The 16,608-nt window shown below is 49.2% G+C and carries 13 protein-coding genes; 6 read left to right on the top strand and 7 right to left on the bottom strand.

Annotation, left to right across the window (positions count from 1 at the left end):
* Positions 1–249: 249 nt before the first annotated feature.
* Entirely contained in the window at positions 250–741 is a 492-nt protein-coding gene (locus tag BUC02_RS05180; RefSeq protein ID WP_072809628.1) for a hypothetical protein, read from the bottom strand.
* 178 nt (positions 742–919) lie between these two features.
* On the opposite strand from BUC02_RS05180, the gene BUC02_RS05175 reads away from it, so the two are divergent.
* Positions 920–2,311 carry a sugar porter family MFS transporter gene (locus BUC02_RS05175; protein WP_073319563.1) on the top strand — a complete coding sequence of 464 codons (1,392 nt, stop codon included), beginning with the start codon at positions 920–922 and terminating at the stop codon, positions 2,309–2,311.
* Positions 2,312–2,463: 152 nt separating this feature from the next.
* On the opposite strand, the gene BUC02_RS05170 is transcribed toward BUC02_RS05175, so the two are convergent.
* From BUC02_RS05170 to BUC02_RS05145, 6 genes are all read right to left on the bottom strand, one after another.
* Complete coding sequence (locus BUC02_RS05170; RefSeq protein WP_073319560.1) at positions 2,464–4,623, bottom strand: glycosyl hydrolase family 8; 2,160 nt, start codon at positions 4,621–4,623, stop codon at positions 2,464–2,466.
* A 223-nt stretch (positions 4,624–4,846) separates the two neighbouring features.
* Entirely contained in the window at positions 4,847–6,016 is a 1,170-nt protein-coding gene (locus BUC02_RS05165; protein ID WP_073319557.1) for an acyltransferase family protein, read from the bottom strand.
* Between the two features lie 91 nt (positions 6,017–6,107).
* Entirely contained in the window at positions 6,108–7,169 is a 1,062-nt protein-coding gene (locus BUC02_RS05160; RefSeq protein WP_073319554.1) for a hemolysin family protein, read from the bottom strand.
* A complete protein-coding gene (gene sppA, locus BUC02_RS05155) occupies positions 7,169–9,514 on the bottom strand; it encodes a signal peptide peptidase SppA (RefSeq protein ID WP_254794109.1) in 2,346 nt (781 codons plus the stop codon). Before sppA ends, BUC02_RS05160 begins: the two co-directional genes overlap by 1 nt.
* On the bottom strand, positions 9,495–10,442 hold the full coding sequence (locus BUC02_RS05150) for a Gfo/Idh/MocA family protein (RefSeq protein WP_083564397.1): 948 nt from the start codon (positions 10,440–10,442) through the stop codon (positions 9,495–9,497). The genes sppA and BUC02_RS05150 overlap by 20 nt, the downstream gene beginning before the upstream one ends.
* A complete protein-coding gene (locus BUC02_RS05145) occupies positions 10,420–11,127 on the bottom strand; it encodes a hypothetical protein (RefSeq protein ID WP_139261023.1) in 708 nt (235 codons plus the stop codon). The genes BUC02_RS05150 and BUC02_RS05145 overlap by 23 nt, the downstream gene beginning before the upstream one ends.
* A gap of 213 nt (positions 11,128–11,340) precedes the next feature.
* Between BUC02_RS05145 and tagD the strand changes: the two genes are divergently transcribed.
* The 5 genes from tagD to BUC02_RS05120 are packed head-to-tail and all read left to right on the top strand — an operon-like array spanning position 11,341 to position 16,604.
* Positions 11,341–11,739, top strand: a complete 399-nt coding sequence (gene tagD / locus BUC02_RS05140) for a glycerol-3-phosphate cytidylyltransferase (RefSeq protein WP_073319545.1) — start codon at positions 11,341–11,343, stop codon at positions 11,737–11,739.
* 37 nt (positions 11,740–11,776) lie between these two features.
* Complete coding sequence (locus BUC02_RS05135) at positions 11,777–13,006, top strand: CotH kinase family protein (protein WP_163453865.1); 1,230 nt, start codon at positions 11,777–11,779, stop codon at positions 13,004–13,006.
* Between the two features lie 20 nt (positions 13,007–13,026).
* Entirely contained in the window at positions 13,027–14,472 is a 1,446-nt protein-coding gene (locus BUC02_RS05130; protein WP_073319539.1) for a lipopolysaccharide biosynthesis protein, read from the top strand.
* A 10-nt stretch (positions 14,473–14,482) separates the two neighbouring features.
* Positions 14,483–15,598: a DegT/DnrJ/EryC1/StrS family aminotransferase gene (locus BUC02_RS05125; protein ID WP_073319536.1), complete on the top strand. Its 1,116-nt coding sequence runs from the start codon at positions 14,483–14,485 to the stop codon at positions 15,596–15,598.
* A 10-nt stretch (positions 15,599–15,608) separates the two neighbouring features.
* On the top strand, positions 15,609–16,604 hold the full coding sequence (locus tag BUC02_RS05120) for an acyltransferase family protein (protein WP_073319533.1): 996 nt from the start codon (positions 15,609–15,611) through the stop codon (positions 16,602–16,604).
* Positions 16,605–16,608: the final 4 nt, after the last annotated feature.

Raw genomic sequence — 16,608 nt, 5'->3', positions numbered from 1 at the left:
ATATCTGGAAACTGTCGAGATTTCTAGCTGAGAATAAGAGAAAACCCTATTTTCTATGAGAAATATAGATTATTCTGCTGTCAAAAGGTGTCTTTGGGGGAAAACATTGCATTTTTGGGGCATTTGGGCGGGTGGGTGGGGTAAGCCGAACATTGCGAATATGGCGCCAGAGCACCCGCAGTAGAGGTTGCGGATGACCCGGTGGGCCCTATCGGTCGCGAAGCTCCCTCCAGGGTGCCATGAGAAAAGCTACCCTTTCTTCAGGATTTCTTCGATGTCGGCGCGGCTGAGGTAGGCTTTTTCGTTCAGGGCTGCGGCAATTTCGCAAAGGGGCTTGCGGCAAGCCATCAGAATGTTGAAGAGTTGTTCGACCACGTTCGCCTCGGACAATTGAAAATAGTAGCAAGCGGCCTGAAAACGCTGGTAATCCGGATCGCTCTTGTAGAGTTCCGCAGGGAGATCCTTCATGACCGTATCCAAGTCGCAGGCAAAATCCTTGCGCATCAGGAATTCGGCCAAATGACCCGCCATGGCAATGTGGGCATCGCCTTCGAGCTCGGTTCCGGCGATGTGGGTAATGCCGGGGCGATCCTTGGACTTGTCCATTTTAACGTATTCGAGAGGGCGTTTAAACAAAAAGGCAATAAGTGCGTGACCCGCCTCATGGTTACACAACTTTTTGAATTCTTCTTCGCCGAAGAACTCCACCAACGATTCTCTTGTTAATGTTTGTTCCGACATTGCGTAATCCAACTATTCGAAAAAAGTAATACAAAAATACAAATTTGAGCACTGATTTTCACCCCGAATATTCCAACTTGGAATATAATTTATCATAAAAAAAGGCGTCAAATCTTGCTTTTGGGAGGACTGAACACTTATATTGTCTATAAATCCTTTAACCCAAAAGGGGGCTTAAATGTCCAATGCAAGGTCAAATATGAGACATATCGTTCTCATAACCCTATCTGCCGCGATTGGCGGATTTCTATTCGGCTTCGATTCGTCCGTGATTAACGGGGCGAACGGAGCCCTTAAAGCACACTTCCATGCGACCGATTATGAACTCGCCTGGGCTGTTTCACTTGCACTGATTAGCGCCGCTGTCGGTGCATTTTTTGCAGGCCGAATTGCCGATGCCTTCGGACGCGTCAAGTGCATGCTTTTCGCTTCGGACTTGTTCCTGTTAAGCGCAATCGGTTCCGGTATTCCTTTTGGCATTTCTGACTTTATCTTGTGGCGCGTGATAGGCGGTTTCGGCATCGGCATGGCAAGTATTATTGCCCCGATTTACATTGCCGAAACAGCACCTGCCCACTTACGTGGACGACTAGGTTCGATGCAGCAGTTCGCCATCGTGATAGGCATTTTCGTGGCGCTTCTCTCGAACTACCTGATTGTGCGTATCGCAGGCTCTGCCAACAACCCGATGATCGGTAATGTCAAGGCTTGGCAGGTGATGTTCTGGGTCGAAATCATTCCGGCAATCCTTTACGGATACGCCGCCTGGAAACTCCCCGAATCGCCACGTTACCTGATTCACAATGGATTTATCGAGCAAGCCCAAAAAGTACTAGCACAAATCAACCCTGAAGGCGTCGATAAAGAAGTGGAAACCATCCAGTCTTCTTTCAAGAACAAGAAACAGCCCAAGTTTATTGACCTGATCGAGATTATTGACGGCAAGGAGCGCATTTCGCCGATTCTGTGGGCAGGCCTCGGACTCGCCATTTTGCAGCAGCTGGTGGGTATTAACGTGATTTTCTACTACGGCACCATGCTTTGGCAGAGTGTCGGCTTCGGCGAAAGCGACGCCTTCCTTACGAGCGTGATTTCGAGCGGAGTGAACCTGGTGATGACCGTAGTTGCCATTTTGCTTATCGATAAAATCGGCCGTAAGCCGCTCCTGTTGATCGGTAGCATTGGCATGGCGATTACCTTGAGCACACTTACCGTATGCTTTATGAGCGCCGGTGCCGACGGCACACTCCCGGGAACGGCCGCTATTATCGCCTTGATTGCTGCAAACCTCTATATTACCTTCTTCGCAGCAACGTGGGGACCGGTCATGTGGGTGATGCTTGGCGAAATGTTCAACAACCGCATTCGTACCATCGCAATCGCTATTTGCGGTCTTGCCCAGTGGTTTGCCAACTTCGTGGTCACCTGGACGTTCCCGGTGCTTACCGGCAAAGATGGCATCGGCGTCGGCCCGACTTACGCTCTGTATTCATTCTTTGCAATCTTCAGTATCTTCTTCGTGGCCAAGTTCATCAAGGAAACGAAGGGCAAGGAACTGGAAGAAATGTAGGATGAGGTATGAGTTGTGACTCATAACTCAACTGATTATTGATAGTAGAGCGGCGTTTAACGCTGCTCTTTTTATTTAGATTGAAATAAAAAGCAAAAGGTCCTCGGCATTGCCGAGGACCTTCGCTCATAGTCTTTCGCTATTCAGCAGAGTTACTTGACAGAGACCTTGCTGAGCTTGTTGCCAACGCGAACCATGTAGAGTCCCTTGCTCGGGACGGACACGGCAGCGTTGCCAAAGATAGCCTTGCCAGAAGCAACCAGCTTACCCTGCATGTTGAACACGGCGATGTTGGAGCCAGCCTTGGCGCCTTCAACAGAGATGTTCATGCCGGCAACGGTAATCTTTGCTGCGGCCGGAGCTGCAACAGCCTGGATACCAGTCTTCGGCGTGTCAGAAATCTTGATGCCAGTAATCTTTTCCGGATCAACAACGTTGCCGCTAGCATCGAGGAATTCAACAGCCTTGATGGAGAGTTCGCCAATGCCGCCCTTAGCGTCCTTGACTTCCCACTTGATACCGGTAACACCCTTAAGAATCTGGGTGCCTTCCGGAGCCTTAGCCTGGTCGACCCAAGAAAGGATATTGATCAAGCTATCCGGATTCGGAGAAGAGCAGCTCTTGTCACGACCGAGGAAGCCCATATCACAAGGAGTCAGATCGTAAGTCGTAGCGACATAGTCACCGCTCACAGGAACGTAGATACCCGGTTCTGCACCAGCTTCACCCGTGAATTCGTTAAGGATTGCCATACGGATCGGGCCAGAAGCCTTCATCGTCACGCGGAGAGACTTGATGTTGAGCTTGGTAAAGTCAACACCCTTCTTGTCGTTAGAAAGGAAGGACATGGCGATACCGGCAGACGGATACTTGAGGAGGCCTGCATCAGCCTTTTCCTGAGTCCATTCCGGTTCCGGACCGATTTCCATGGAAGCTTCGGCGTAGATAGCGCCATCCTTCAGGTAGAGCGGAGAAGAGCCAGAGTCCGGAACCATCTTGGTACCGATACCGAGCTTGTCGTGGTAGGCGCCCCAGTTCCAGAAGCCAGAGAGACCAACAGTAGAATCGCGAGAAGCCATCTGCTGACCTTCGATGTCGGAAACAGACGGAGCCTTGGTCGGATCCGGAGTGAACTTTTCAAAGCCAGTCGTATTATAGAGGTTAGGCATGTTACCAGTCAAGAGGAGGAGGTAGAGCATGTTCAAAGTAGCCGGATAGTACTTTTCTCCTTCGACAGAGCCTTCACCGCAACCCTGAGCGGTAGTGCAGCTCTTCTTTTCCTTAAGAACTCTGTAAACGGTGCCGAGATAGGACTTTGCTTCGTCGCTAGAAATGGATGACGTTGCAAGGCCGAGACCGCCGGAGAAAGTAGAAGAAACAAAGTTACGCTTCACACTCATATCGGCTTCATAAGAGTTGCTCTTATAGGCATAGCCAGAGTTCACACCGCTAGCGGTATGAGTAGACGGAATGAGCCAATCAACGACTTTCTTGTTGAAAGCCTGAGCCTTGGTATCGCCATACCAGTAATAAGCCCAAGCCATGCGCCACGGAGTACGGGCTGCGTCATCGTAGAAACCGATGTCGTTAGAAACGGCTGCAGATGTCAAAGTCGGCTTGTGATCGCCCCAGCTGCACCAGTCCGGCACAAGACCGGTCTTAGAATCCTGGCAAGCGTTCAAGTCAGTGTAAGCCTGGGAGATGACGCTAGACCAAGAACCGCCAGCAACATCCTGGAAGAGCTGGAAGTTGGCAGTCGTTGCATAGCTCGGGTTGAAACCGTCATTCCACTGGTTACCCGGCTTAATCTTGTTGCTTGCGATATCGTTGGTAGCAATCCAGGAAATGAGGGACTTACCGGCAGTGAGGTAAGAATCGTCATTCCACTGCTTGGAAGCCATCACGAGAGCGAGAGCGGCATCGAAGTCAGCGTCAGATGCAGTACCAGTACCACCGCTGCAACCGATACGCCAGTTCATACCGCCACCATTGACGCTGTTGCCAGTCCAAGTCTTATAAAGATTCTTGAAAACATCCTGATCGTCCATGTAGACGGAAATCAACATACCATATGCAATAGCTTCGGAAACAGTAGAGCAAGTTCCTTCCGGAGCGAGCACCCAACCATTGCTAGCCTGGTACCAAGCCTGTTTCCACAGCTTGTAATGTTCCTTGATCATGTCCGTATCGGCATATTCGATAGTCGTGCCGTGCGGATGTTTCATGTTCTGCGGGAACGGGTATTGCCCCGCATAGGCAGCGGCTGCCGTAAGGGCAAGGGCGCCGATCGCAACTTTGAAAGTGTTCTTCATAATTATTCCTTATTGATGACTTTTACACCCACTCTTAAATATAAAATAGAGACCTTTTTTGGGAAAGGTTTCAATTGTAATAATTCAGTTGCAAAAGTGGCGTTTTTACGTAAATTTCTAGGAATCTAGTGATTTTGTTCACACCCCGATTTGCACTTTTTGTTCGCCAAACGTTCTCAAAAAATTGCGGGAATTTACGTCCCGACAAAATGTTAACAGCAAGTTACTTTGTAGAATTCTGCTGCAACTTGGCTTTTGCCTTCTTGCGACGCCAAACTTTGAACTCGCTATACAGCGTACTGACCGTATAGATGAAAATCAAGAGCAGAATTGTATTCTTGGGCTGGTTCAAGTTGCAAATGCCCCATGCAATCGTAATAATCGGCAAATGAATCAAATACGGGTAGAACGAAGCACGGCCGATTTTGCGGACAATGCCAATGCAGAAGAACTTCGCGACAAAACCCTTGCCGGTCAGAAGCGAAACCAGGAAAAGGCCGTACAATAAAATCGGGAGCGAATGATGGAAGAAATAATTGAAGCCAGGATTCAGTTCCGGACGCATCAGGAAGAGACTGCCGTAAATAGCGGCGAGCATGACAAATTGCGCAATACCGCTTGCAAAGTTTCGCTTGAGAAAGTCGAAATGGCCTTCTTTAAAGAGTCTAAAGAGCACCATGCCGAACAAATATTCGAAAATACGGACGGGCGCAAAAATGTGGAAGAAACGGTACTTGGCATCGTAGCTTTCGAACCAGAGGTTGTCGGAAAGGCCGAAGAAAATCGCCCACAGAATACCCGGAATAAAGAGCGTTCCGAAAAGCACCCAGAGCGTGCGATCGCTCTGTTTGAAAAGCCAGCGGCTAAACCAGGGAGTCACCGCGTAGCATACGAAGAAACTCGTCAGCGACCACGACGGTTCATTCAGTTTCATGCCCAAATCGGGCACAATGGACCAAGTAAGCGTGATATGCAAAAGGAGGCTTCGCCACGGGTGGGTCATTTTTGCAAGGCCTGCGGCAAAGCAGTCGCCCATTTCGTTTAAAGCGGGCAGGTGCGTGTAACCGCTAAACTTGAAGACGAGTACCACGAACATGAGGAGCGTCATGAAGAAGTGCAGGCGGTACAGTTTGGAGATGCGGGCGAACATGAAGGGGATTACAGGAATACGGCGTTCCGGATCGCTAAACTTGCTCGCGAAAAGAAAACCGGCGAGCACGTAGAAGATGCCGGCGGCAAAGGCGGGAGCATTAATGATAGGCATGATCCACTTGTAGTCGGACATGTAATTGAGGGCCGAAGAAGAGCCCAAGTGCAGCATCACGATGTTAATGCTTGCGAGGAGTCGAAGGCCGTCAAGAGCCGGGAAGTAGTTAGGCTTATTTACTGTCATAATATAATTCGGAGTTCAGAATTCGGAGTTCAGAGTTGAAATTAATTCGGAGTTAGTAATAATTAATTCTGAAATCTGAATTCCGAATTCATCATTTTTTTCCTTTATCTTGTTGGCGGATGCGGGCAAGGGCTTTGGAGCGGCGGCGGGCGGTTTCCTGGAGGTCGATGGCTTCGTCATATTCATCGACGATTTCACGGCCGAGGATTTCTTCGAGGACGTCTTCGAGACTGACGATGCCTGCAATGGCGCCCCACTCATCGACCACGCCCACGATATGTCCGCGTTGCTTTAGGAATCGGAGCAAAAGCTTGTCAAGCGTAAGGCTGTCGGGAATGAGTTGCAACGGGCGCATCATCTGGCGGAGTTTTACATCGCGCATGCCCTCGGCAAGCTTGTTGTAGGCGTCGCGGCGAAGTACGATACCGACCCAGTTGTCCTTTTCTTTTTCGTAAAGCGGTACGCGCGAAAACGGCCAGTTTCCGCGTTCATCGAGAGTCTCGCCGATAGAGGCGTCAGCCTGAAGCGAGAATACCACTTGACGCGGTGTCATGACCTTACGCACCGGCACCGACTTTAGAGCCAAAATGTTCTTGATAACCAGGGACTGTTGGCGGTCAATGACATCTTCGCGGAGTCCGAGACTCACCAGGCTGTTGATGTCATCGATACTCACGTCTTTCTTGTCTTCTTTTTCGCGGGTCCAGTGTTTGGTGAGCGTGAGGCAAAGCCAGATAATGCCTGTCCATGAAAGGACAATCGTGATGTAGTAGAACGGTACTGCGACCAAGGGGGCGACAATTTTTGCCTGTTTGACGCCAAGCGTTTTCGGCGTAATTTCGCCAAACAGAAGAATGAGCACTGTAAGAATTATCGGGAGCGACACCTGCCCAATCGGCGGCAGATTCTTGACTGCCAGCGCCGTCGCCAAGGAAGCGCCCACCGTATTGGCAATCGTATTCACTACCAACACCGATGCAATGTATCGATCGATATTTTCTTTCACGTGCACAATATAGCGTGCCGTGAACTTTTTCTGTTTTTGCAGTTGTTCAATGGTTGCAGGCGGCATGCTGTAAAATGACGCTTCTGTCACCGAACAGAACGCCGAAATGGCAAGGCAACCTAGAACCGTAAGGACGATATAAAACATTATTCAATACCTAACAAAGCCGGCTCAAAAAGCGCGGGCTCGACCGCCCAAAGTTGCGGGCGGCTCAAGTCATAAATGTATTCGGTCCAGTCGGAAAGCTGGTAAAGCATCTTGGAGCCCGGCGTCGGGAGCGTGAGCGAATGGCCGGAGCCGAGCACTTGCAAATCGACGTCGGTGTTTTCGCCGATGTCGGCAAGTTGCTTGGCGACGGCGATGGCGTCGTCGATTCCGCCGAGGCCGTGCACGAGTCCTGCGGCAAGGGCCTTGATGCCGATCATGACGCGGCCGCCACCGTAGGCGGTATCGACGGTCGCCTGCGGGATTCCCGTAGCTTTAGAAACGACTCCAGTAAAGCGATCGTAGAATTCATCCATGTACGCTTGCAAGGCGGCCTTTTCGCGGTCCGTCCAGGGGCGCGTAAAGGTCGTCGCGTCGGCATATTCGTGCGTCTTGACGGTTTCGGCCTTGAGCCCGATTTTTTCCATAAGGCCCGAGGCGTCGACTTTACCGCCATAGATACCGATGCTACCCACAATGGCCATCGGTTCTGCAAGGATCTTGTCGCCGGCACAAGCGATATAGTAACCGCCCGAGGCGCCCATGTAACCGATGCTAGAAACCACAGGAATGCCAATTTCGCTGATATTGCGAAGCGCAGCCCAAATCTTGTCGGAAGCGATTGCGGAGCCGCCCGGCGAAGAAACGCGCACTATCAAGGCTTCTGCACCGGTGCCGGGCAATTTGCGGATTGATTCGAGTACCGAGCGTTCCATGCGAGAATCGATAGTGCCGTCAATATTCAAGAGGGCGATCTTTGCTCGCGGAGCCCAACTTTCGTTGAAAATCTTCTTGCCTGTCGGCGTCCAAGTGCGGTACGCCGCATTCGGGTAGTCGATATCAAAGAACGTCTTCAATGCGTAAGATGGCACTTGATCCAGGTAAAGCAAGGTGTCTACAAGGCCCGCGCGTTTTGCCGCAGACGCCGTCACCAAAGGCTCGCCCGCCAAGGAATCCAAGTGCTTGTAGGCTTTTTCGGACGACATTTGCGGACCTACACCGCGCATGGAAATGTAGGTTTGCAAAGCGGTCCACAAATCATGATACAGCGTGTCGAAATTGTCACGAGCTTCTTTTGACATAGAATCCGCGACGTACGGTTCTACTGCTGACTTATAAGCCCCATGACGCAGGAATTCCGCCTTCACGCCTAGTTTGTCGAACAGACCCTTATAGAAAAGAATGTTTCCGCCGAGACCGCGCCAGTTCATGTGAGCGGAGGGTTCCACTGCAATACGGTCTACATGCGCAGACGCCAGCAACACCGCAGGGCGGATGTCATCCATGTAGGCGACCACCTTGCTTCCGCGGGCCTTGAGTTTTTTGACGTAGCGGTCAATTTCGCTCGAGACGCCGATGTTACCCTTGTAGCCCGAGAAGTCCAGAATCACGAGGCCGCAGGCCGGGTCGCGCAGCATGTGTTCAAACAGATTACGCACATGCCAGATGCTAATGGAACTCTTGCGGAAGAACGAGAATTCGTCTTCGGTTTCCGCAACTTGCATGTCGAGCGGCACGCGAATAATCTGCGCACTCAAAGAAGCGTTCGGGTTGCGGGCACTGTGATAGCCCCAGGCGCCGCCCTTGGGCAAGAGGTCGTCGTATACATGCAAGGCGACATTGTTGTAAGCACCGAAACTGGTGGAGAAGGTAAGGCGGTATTCGTCATCGCCATAGAGCGGCATGCGGAAGCCCCAGCGCACACCGTAAAGGCCGAGTTCAAAAAGCAAACGGTGGTCTTCGAAATCTTCGACGTCGTAACTCACACTGAAGAGAGGGCCGAGGCGCAAAGTTGCACCCAAGTTCTGCACACGTTCAGGAGCCTGCGGGCCGGCATAAAGCACATTGTCGCAGGAGTAGCCAAGCGACACGAACGAAAGAGGGCGAATCATAACACCCAAATCCATGCTCCATTCCGTGCCCGTAAATTCTGCAGTACGGATAGCGTTAACGCGCTCGCCTACAAAAATCGTGCGGTTCCAGAGAGCGTTTCCGTGAATGAGGCTCCAGCGGGAAAAATCGAGGTGATGCGGGCCCTGGGTATATTCAAAGCCTGCAGCCCAATGTTCTAAATTACCGCCAACACGAAAATCCTTGATGGAATTGTCGTAATCGTAACTAATGAGCGCGCCCTTGGAATCAAAGGCGGCAACGCCGGCCGGGTTACCCCAAATGCCATGTTCATTTTCAAGCGATACAAAACCCGACTCGCCCGGAATATAGGCGAGGGCATACGTAGCGCAGAACAAAAAAAGCGCGGATACAACCTTATTTTGCATCAAATTCATTCGCACTCCCCTTCTTGCATACTTCACCAACCAAAGAAACCATGATCACTGCAGCACAGGCGTCGTATAGGCCTCCATACCAACTGTAATCGGGTTCCTCATCTTGCGCCGTTTTTTTATAACTTCTTAAATAATTTAGAAAAGCCTGATGTTCCTTTTGTAAGGCATACGCCGGATTGCCGTTGCGATAGGCGCCCAAATCCAGCTTGACCGAGCGAGCGCCCATCGAAATTTCTACCGTACGCGAATCAGAGGCGGAATTTCGGTCTGCTATAAATTCAGCATTTAACGTTTTCAAGTCATAGAAGGCGTGCACCCGGTCGTCCGACAGTTCTTCGCAGCGAAACGACTTGTACATCATCGCTTCCTTGCCGGCAAAGAAATGAAGCAGGTCCATGTCGTGGATCATCAGGTCATATTCCACGGAGACATCGCGGTTGCGCGGAGAGAATCCGTGCGTCCGCGTAAACTTGAAGCTGACCGGGGAGGCATCTTGTTTCTGGAGAAACCAGAATTTGAAGTAATCCTGCATTTCCTTGAAAAAATCGGACTTCACAAATTCTTCGATGGCCGGGTTGTAGCGTTCCGAATGGCCGACAAAGACAAATGCATTACGCTCCGAGGCAATGCGCCGAAATTTTTCTGCATTTTCAAAAGAGATAGATACCGGCTTTTCGACAAGCACCGGGAGCATGATTTCGATAGATTTTTTGACGTATTCGTCGTGCGTTACTGCAGGCGATGCGACCACGGCAAAGTCCGGCGAAAGTTTGCCGACTGCGATTTGTTTGAACAGGGCGGTCGCCTCGGCCGTGGTATCCGCCACTCCGATAAATTCAATGCCATCGGCTTCGAACAACCGCTTGTGCCGCTGCCCCATAGTTCCGTTGCCGATCAGGACTGCTTTATAAGAACATGAATTTTGCATAAAGTCCTAACGTGTGGCCGGTTTCCATTCCAAACAGGTAGCCGCGATTTATTTCGTAAAAAAGGGCGATTCCTAAAGAATTCTTGAGCACGGCAAAATAGCGGGCGGCGTCAACGCGCATTCTAAAGCCTTGGTCCAGGTCATCCATTTTACGGTACGACTTTTGCATGTTCAGGTTTTCGGATTCCTGAATGCGCCAACGGTACAGGAAAACGTAATCGAACTTCCAGCCGGAATAATCGTCACGGTCCCAGAGGAACTTCCACGAAATGGAGCCCTTTACGCCCAGTTCATCGCCCGGTTGATAATTCTGCTTTTCAAGGAACGTGTAGTATTCAACCGCGGCCCCAAGCGTCATATTCCGGGAGAATTCATAAAGGCCGAAGGGCGAAACGCCCAAGCGGTAGAATCGATTGACTTGCGAGCCCTCGCGCGGCGGAAGGGCCCAGTTTAAATCTACCCCGAAAAACGGGAAGGGGCGCATTTTTACACCCAGGTACGATTCATTCAATCCGTTGACATGCAAGTTCAGCGCCTCGTGACGCTGATCGTGAAGTTCCGTATCCCACAGGTAGCTTACAAAACGGTATGAGAAGTCACCGTAAACGCTAAAGCAATGGCAAGGAGCGAACTCCCCCGACACATTCATGTCTGCACTGTAAACGTCGTCTCGAAGTTCCGCCAAACCTCCAAACAGGGCATAGCTTTCGGGGGCTCGCACCGGCAAAATAGATTCGCGGGCATGGCCCAAAAGCGCCAAGACAACAACACAAAAGGGAATTATTCTTAAAGAAAGATATCGTTTCACAGCTAGATGACTACAATTTAACAAAAAAGACAATCCTGCAGGCACGGTTGGTTGGAAATCCCATAACGATTATCTATATTAGGGTTCATCATGAAGAAGATAATCACATACGGTACTTTTGATCTTTTACATTACGGCCATATTAACCTTCTGAAGCGCGCCAAGGCTTTAGGCGATTATCTTATTGTAGCCCTTTCCACTGACGAATTTAACTGGAACCAAAAACAGAAAAAATGCTACTTCAGCTACGAGAAGCGTAAGCAGCTCCTGGAAGCAGTGCGCTACGTGGACCTCGTGATTCCCGAAGAAAGCTGGGACCAGAAGAAAACGGACGTCAAGGAATACCACGTAGATACTTTTGTGATGGGCGATGACTGGAAAGGAAAATTCGATTTCCTTAAAGATTCCTGCGAGGTGGTTTATTTGCCCCGCACGCCGGAAATCAGCACGACCCAAATCAAAAAAGATCTGGAAACTTTAAAGAAATAGTAGACTTACAATGAAGCGTCCATCCCCGAAGCTTCTATTGTTTTTCGTTCTTCTTTTTTTAGCATTTATTGTCAATTCTTGCGGTACCTGGGGCGAAAATTCATCGCAGGCCGCCGATTCGGCGTATTTACCGCTGGACGATTCAGAACATCCTTACGCAGGATTGCCGCGCCTGGTGATTGAAACAGAGAATTTTAGGCAAATTAACAACAAAGAGACGAAAGTCCCGGCACGACTGCAGTTCTATGGCGAGAACAAGCCTTCTAGCGAAATTCTGGACCTCACGATTAAGGGGCGGGGCAATTCCAGTTTTGTCATGACCAAATACGGCTACAAGATCAAACTTGCCGAAAAAGAGTCCATGCTCGGAATGCCCAAGGACAAGGAATGGGACTTGATTTCCAACTTTCGAGACAGATCCATATTGCGCAACTACATCACCTACCAGCTTGCGGGAATCCTCGGCGACGAATACTTTCCGAAGGGCAAGTTCATAGAGCTATACCTGAACCGGCAATACCTGGGAATCTACCTTCTAGTCGAACACGTCAAGGTTTCCAAGAGCCGCGTCGACATTCCCAAAAGCGATTCCAGCTTTCTTTTCGAAAAGACCTCGGCCACCACGACAGACGGAGCCCTGTTCACATCCGGTCTCGGCTACATTTTCAAGTTCCGCCAGCCCAAGGAACCAAGCGAAGAATCCAGGGCCCTTCTCGAAAACCACATTGACGATTTCGAGAATTTTCTGCAATCCAAAAACATTTATAAACTTGACCTCATCGGGAATTGGATTGACATCGATGACTTTGTAAGGTATTACTGGATTCAGGAGTTCACGAAGAATATCGATGGACACAGGCGAAGCATTTTTATTACCTGGGAAACGGACAGCGTCCTGAAAATGGGCCCCGTATGGGACTTTGACCTAGGCTACGGAAATTCATTAGACGTTAAAAGCGGACCCGAGGGGTGGCTGATTCGCAAGTACGGATGGAACCGCTATTTGTTCAAGAACAAGGATTACGAATCGCGGGTAAGGGAATACTGGAAAAAGAACCGCTCCGCATTTGTCGCGACCCTGGATTCCATTGATTCCATGTCCGAAAAACTGGAGAGAGCATCGGCAAACGAATTCAAAAAATGGCCCATTCTGGAAAACGACTCCAGGTGGCCCTTCCATGAAAAATTCGACAGCTACCAGGACGCCGTAGACGATCTAAAATCCTGGATAGAAGCGCGAATCCAGTGGGTTGACGAGAACATATAATTCTATATTATGCCCCGAAAATGTCTTTGAAGCAAAAAACTTTCAAAGGCGTCATTTGGAGTGCTGTAGAAAGATTTTCTACCCAGGGCGTTCAGTTCCTGTTCGGTATTCTTTTAGCTAGACTTCTGACGCCTAACGATTACGGCATGATTGCCATGCTCACCATCTTTATGGCGGTGAGCCAAACTTTCATTGATAGCGGTTTTGGAAACGCACTCATTCGAAAGCCGGACCGCAACGAAGCCGACAAGGCCACCGTATTCTTCTTCAATATCTTTATGGCGGCGGCCTGCTATGGCATAATCTTCTTGGGAGCGCCCTTTGTAGCCCAGTTCTACAAGATGCCGCAGCTTTCGGATATTCTCCGGATTCTCGCCATCAACCTGATTATTCAGGCCTTCGGATCAATTCAGCGATTGAATCTGACCATTGACCTGAATTTTAAAACGCTGGCAAAGGTTTCCCTGATTGGAGCCATCGTGGGCGGCACGGCAGGCCTTATCAGCGCCTACAATGGACTTGGCGTATGGTCGCTGGTTATCCAGCAAATGGTCACGACTTCTACGAGAGTGGTTCTGTTCTGGACTCTTGTTCACTGGCGTCCCAAGACATTTTTCAACAAGACGTCTTTCAAGAACATGTTCGGTTTCGGGTCCAAACTTTTGATTTCCGGTTTGCTGAACACCCTGTACGAAAACGTCTACGACCTGATTATCGGTAAAGTCTTTTCGGCAGGCACCCTTGGTAACTACAGCAGGGCATCCCATTTCGCCAATTTCCCGTCAAGCAACATTAACGGTATTTTCCAGAGAGTCACGTTCCCCGTTCTAAGCAAAATCCAGAACGACCATGACAAACTGAGAGTCGGATACCTGAAGTTCCTCAACATGGCCACCCTGGTCGTATTCCCGCTGATGATCGGTCTTTCGGCTGTGGCAAAGCCATTCATTCTCTTGGTTCTTACAGACAAGTGGGTCGACGCCATCCTGATTTTGCAAATCATCTGCTTTGCCCAAATGTGGTACCCGGTACATTCTATCAACCTGAACATGCTTCAGGTATTGGGACGTTCCGACCTATTCCTGAAACTGGAAATCATCAAGAAAATTGAAGGTATAACAGTACTCTGCATAACTCTTCCCCACGGCATTATCGCCATGTGTTTTGGCCAATGGTTCAACGCCTGTTTTGGACTAGTTATAAACACATACTATTCTGGAAAACTACTAAATGCCGGACTTTTACCCCAACTCAAAATGTACATTCCCACCATTTTGAATTCCCTAATCATGGGAGCAATTTGCTTAGGCGTCACCAAGCTTCTCCCCGAAAAGGAATATGGCATTCAGTTGATCCTTGGAATAACCGCTGGCGCCACCTACTATTTGGTCAGTAACTGGATATTTAACAGATCTACCGTCAAAGAACTTCTAGAATTATTAAACAGAAAGAAAAAAAAATTGTAAATTAACTACCATGAGCGAAAACAAGAAGATTACAGTCACGTCACCACTACTTCCGAAATTGGAAGACTTTATCCCGATGCTACAGGATATTTGGGACAGAAAGTGGCTGACGAACAACGGATTCTACCACGAAATGCTTGAGAAAGCTCTTGCCGAATATCTGGGAGTCCAATACATCAGTCTGTTTACCAACGGAACGCTCCCCCTGATTACGGCCCTGCAGGCCATGCGAATTTCGGGCGAAGTGATCACGACTCCGTACAGCTTTGTCGCGACCACCCATTCTATCTGGTGGAACGGCCTCAAGCCCGTCTTTGTCGACGTGGACGAAACAACCGGCAACATTGACCCTGAAAAAATCGAGGCCGCCATCACGCCACACACGACGGCGATCATGCCCGTGCATGTCTACGGCACGCCCTGCAACATGAAACGCATCCAAGAAATTGCAGACATCTATGGCCTGAAGATTATCTACGACGCGGCCCACGCCTTCGGCGTCAAGAAGGACGGCGAATCGGTCCTGAAGGCCGGCGACATGAGCACCCTCAGCTTCCACGCCACTAAGGTATACAACACTATCGAGGGCGGCGCCCTCGTCTGCCACGACGAGGCAACAAAGAAACGTATTGATTATCTCAAGAATTTTGGTTTTGCTGGAGAAACAACCGTCGTAGCACCCGGCATCAATAGCAAGATGGATGAGATCCGTTCCGCCTACGGCCTGTTAAACCTGAAACAGGTGGACGACGCCATCGCTAAGCGCAAGGCCACCGCCGAGAAGTACCGCGAAGCCCTCAAGGACGTCCCCGGTGTACGCTGCCTGCAGGATATCGAGGGAGTGCGCCACAACTACGCCTACTTCCCGATCTTTATCAGTGAAGAATATGGTTTGAGCCGAGACGCTCTTTATGAAAAATTGAAAGAACACAACGTCTACGGCCGTCGCTACTTCTACCCGCTCATCAGCACGTTCAGCGCCTACAAGGGATTGGAATCGGCCGACCCCAAAAATCTCCCTGTCGCACACAAGCTCGCAGACCAGGTATTGTGCCTGCCGATGTTTGCTGGAGTGAGCGACACTGATGCCGAACGAGTGGTCGACATAATCGTCAACAAAGGATAACCATTAGCAAATGGAACAATCTATCAAACGGCTTAATTTTATTGACATTGCCAAGGGTATAGGAATTATCCTTGTTGTGTTAGGGCACTGCCTTGCATACGAATGTCATAACAAGCTATTTATGATGATTTATTCGTTCCATATGCCACTTTTCTTTTTCCTGTCAGGCTTTTTATTCAAAAGCAAAGACTATGCAGCTTATCTCTCGGGAAAAGTAAAAACATTGCTATTCCCAATGATATTCTTTCAAGCACTGAATGTCATTTCCTATGGAATTCTTTTCATATTGGGATTAGAAACGTTCCACGACACAATTGCCTTTGGTGGCTTTTGGTTTTTGGGAACATTGCTATACGTATCATGTCTTTACTACATGCTATCGGAAAAAATATTTTCTAATTCCAAACGACGCGGCATCATTATTTTAACAAACGCATTAATCGCAATGGTCTTTGGCCTTATCTACGCAAAAAATGTCAGCGACCAGCCAAACCAGTTAATCGCGACCTCATTCGTTGCATTCTCATTTTACGCTTTAGGACATGTCTGTAATACGAATCAAAGCCTACAGAATCTTGCGTTACGCGACTCCAAACTGATGCGAGTTTTCGCAACCATCGGATCCATAGCCTTGTTCGTTCTGTTAGCATATCTCACAAGCTTTACTAGCAGAAACGTCGACATGAACACGAGCAGATACGGAAACAGCTTGTTTTTTATTTTAAACGCACTTGTCGGAATCAGCGCCGCATTTTTGGCCAGCGTGGCCATTTCCAAAAATCGCATCCTTGAGTTTTTTGGCAAAAATTCACTAATGATATTTCTGCTTCATATTCCATTGTGGAAAACATTTGACTTTATCATGAAAAATCACTTCAGCATGCTGAGTGTTAGTTGCAGAATTTTTTGCGTATTCCTTACAAGCATAACTATTTCAACCATACTTGCCATCATCATAAACAGGCATTTTACGTGGTTAAAAGGCCAAATAAATTTCAACAAATAAAAAG

It is taken from the genome of Fibrobacter sp. UWOV1 (assembly GCF_900142495.1).
Classification (GTDB): domain Bacteria; phylum Fibrobacterota; class Fibrobacteria; order Fibrobacterales; family Fibrobacteraceae; genus Fibrobacter.
This window is presented reverse-complemented; position numbering and strand designations above follow the sequence as displayed.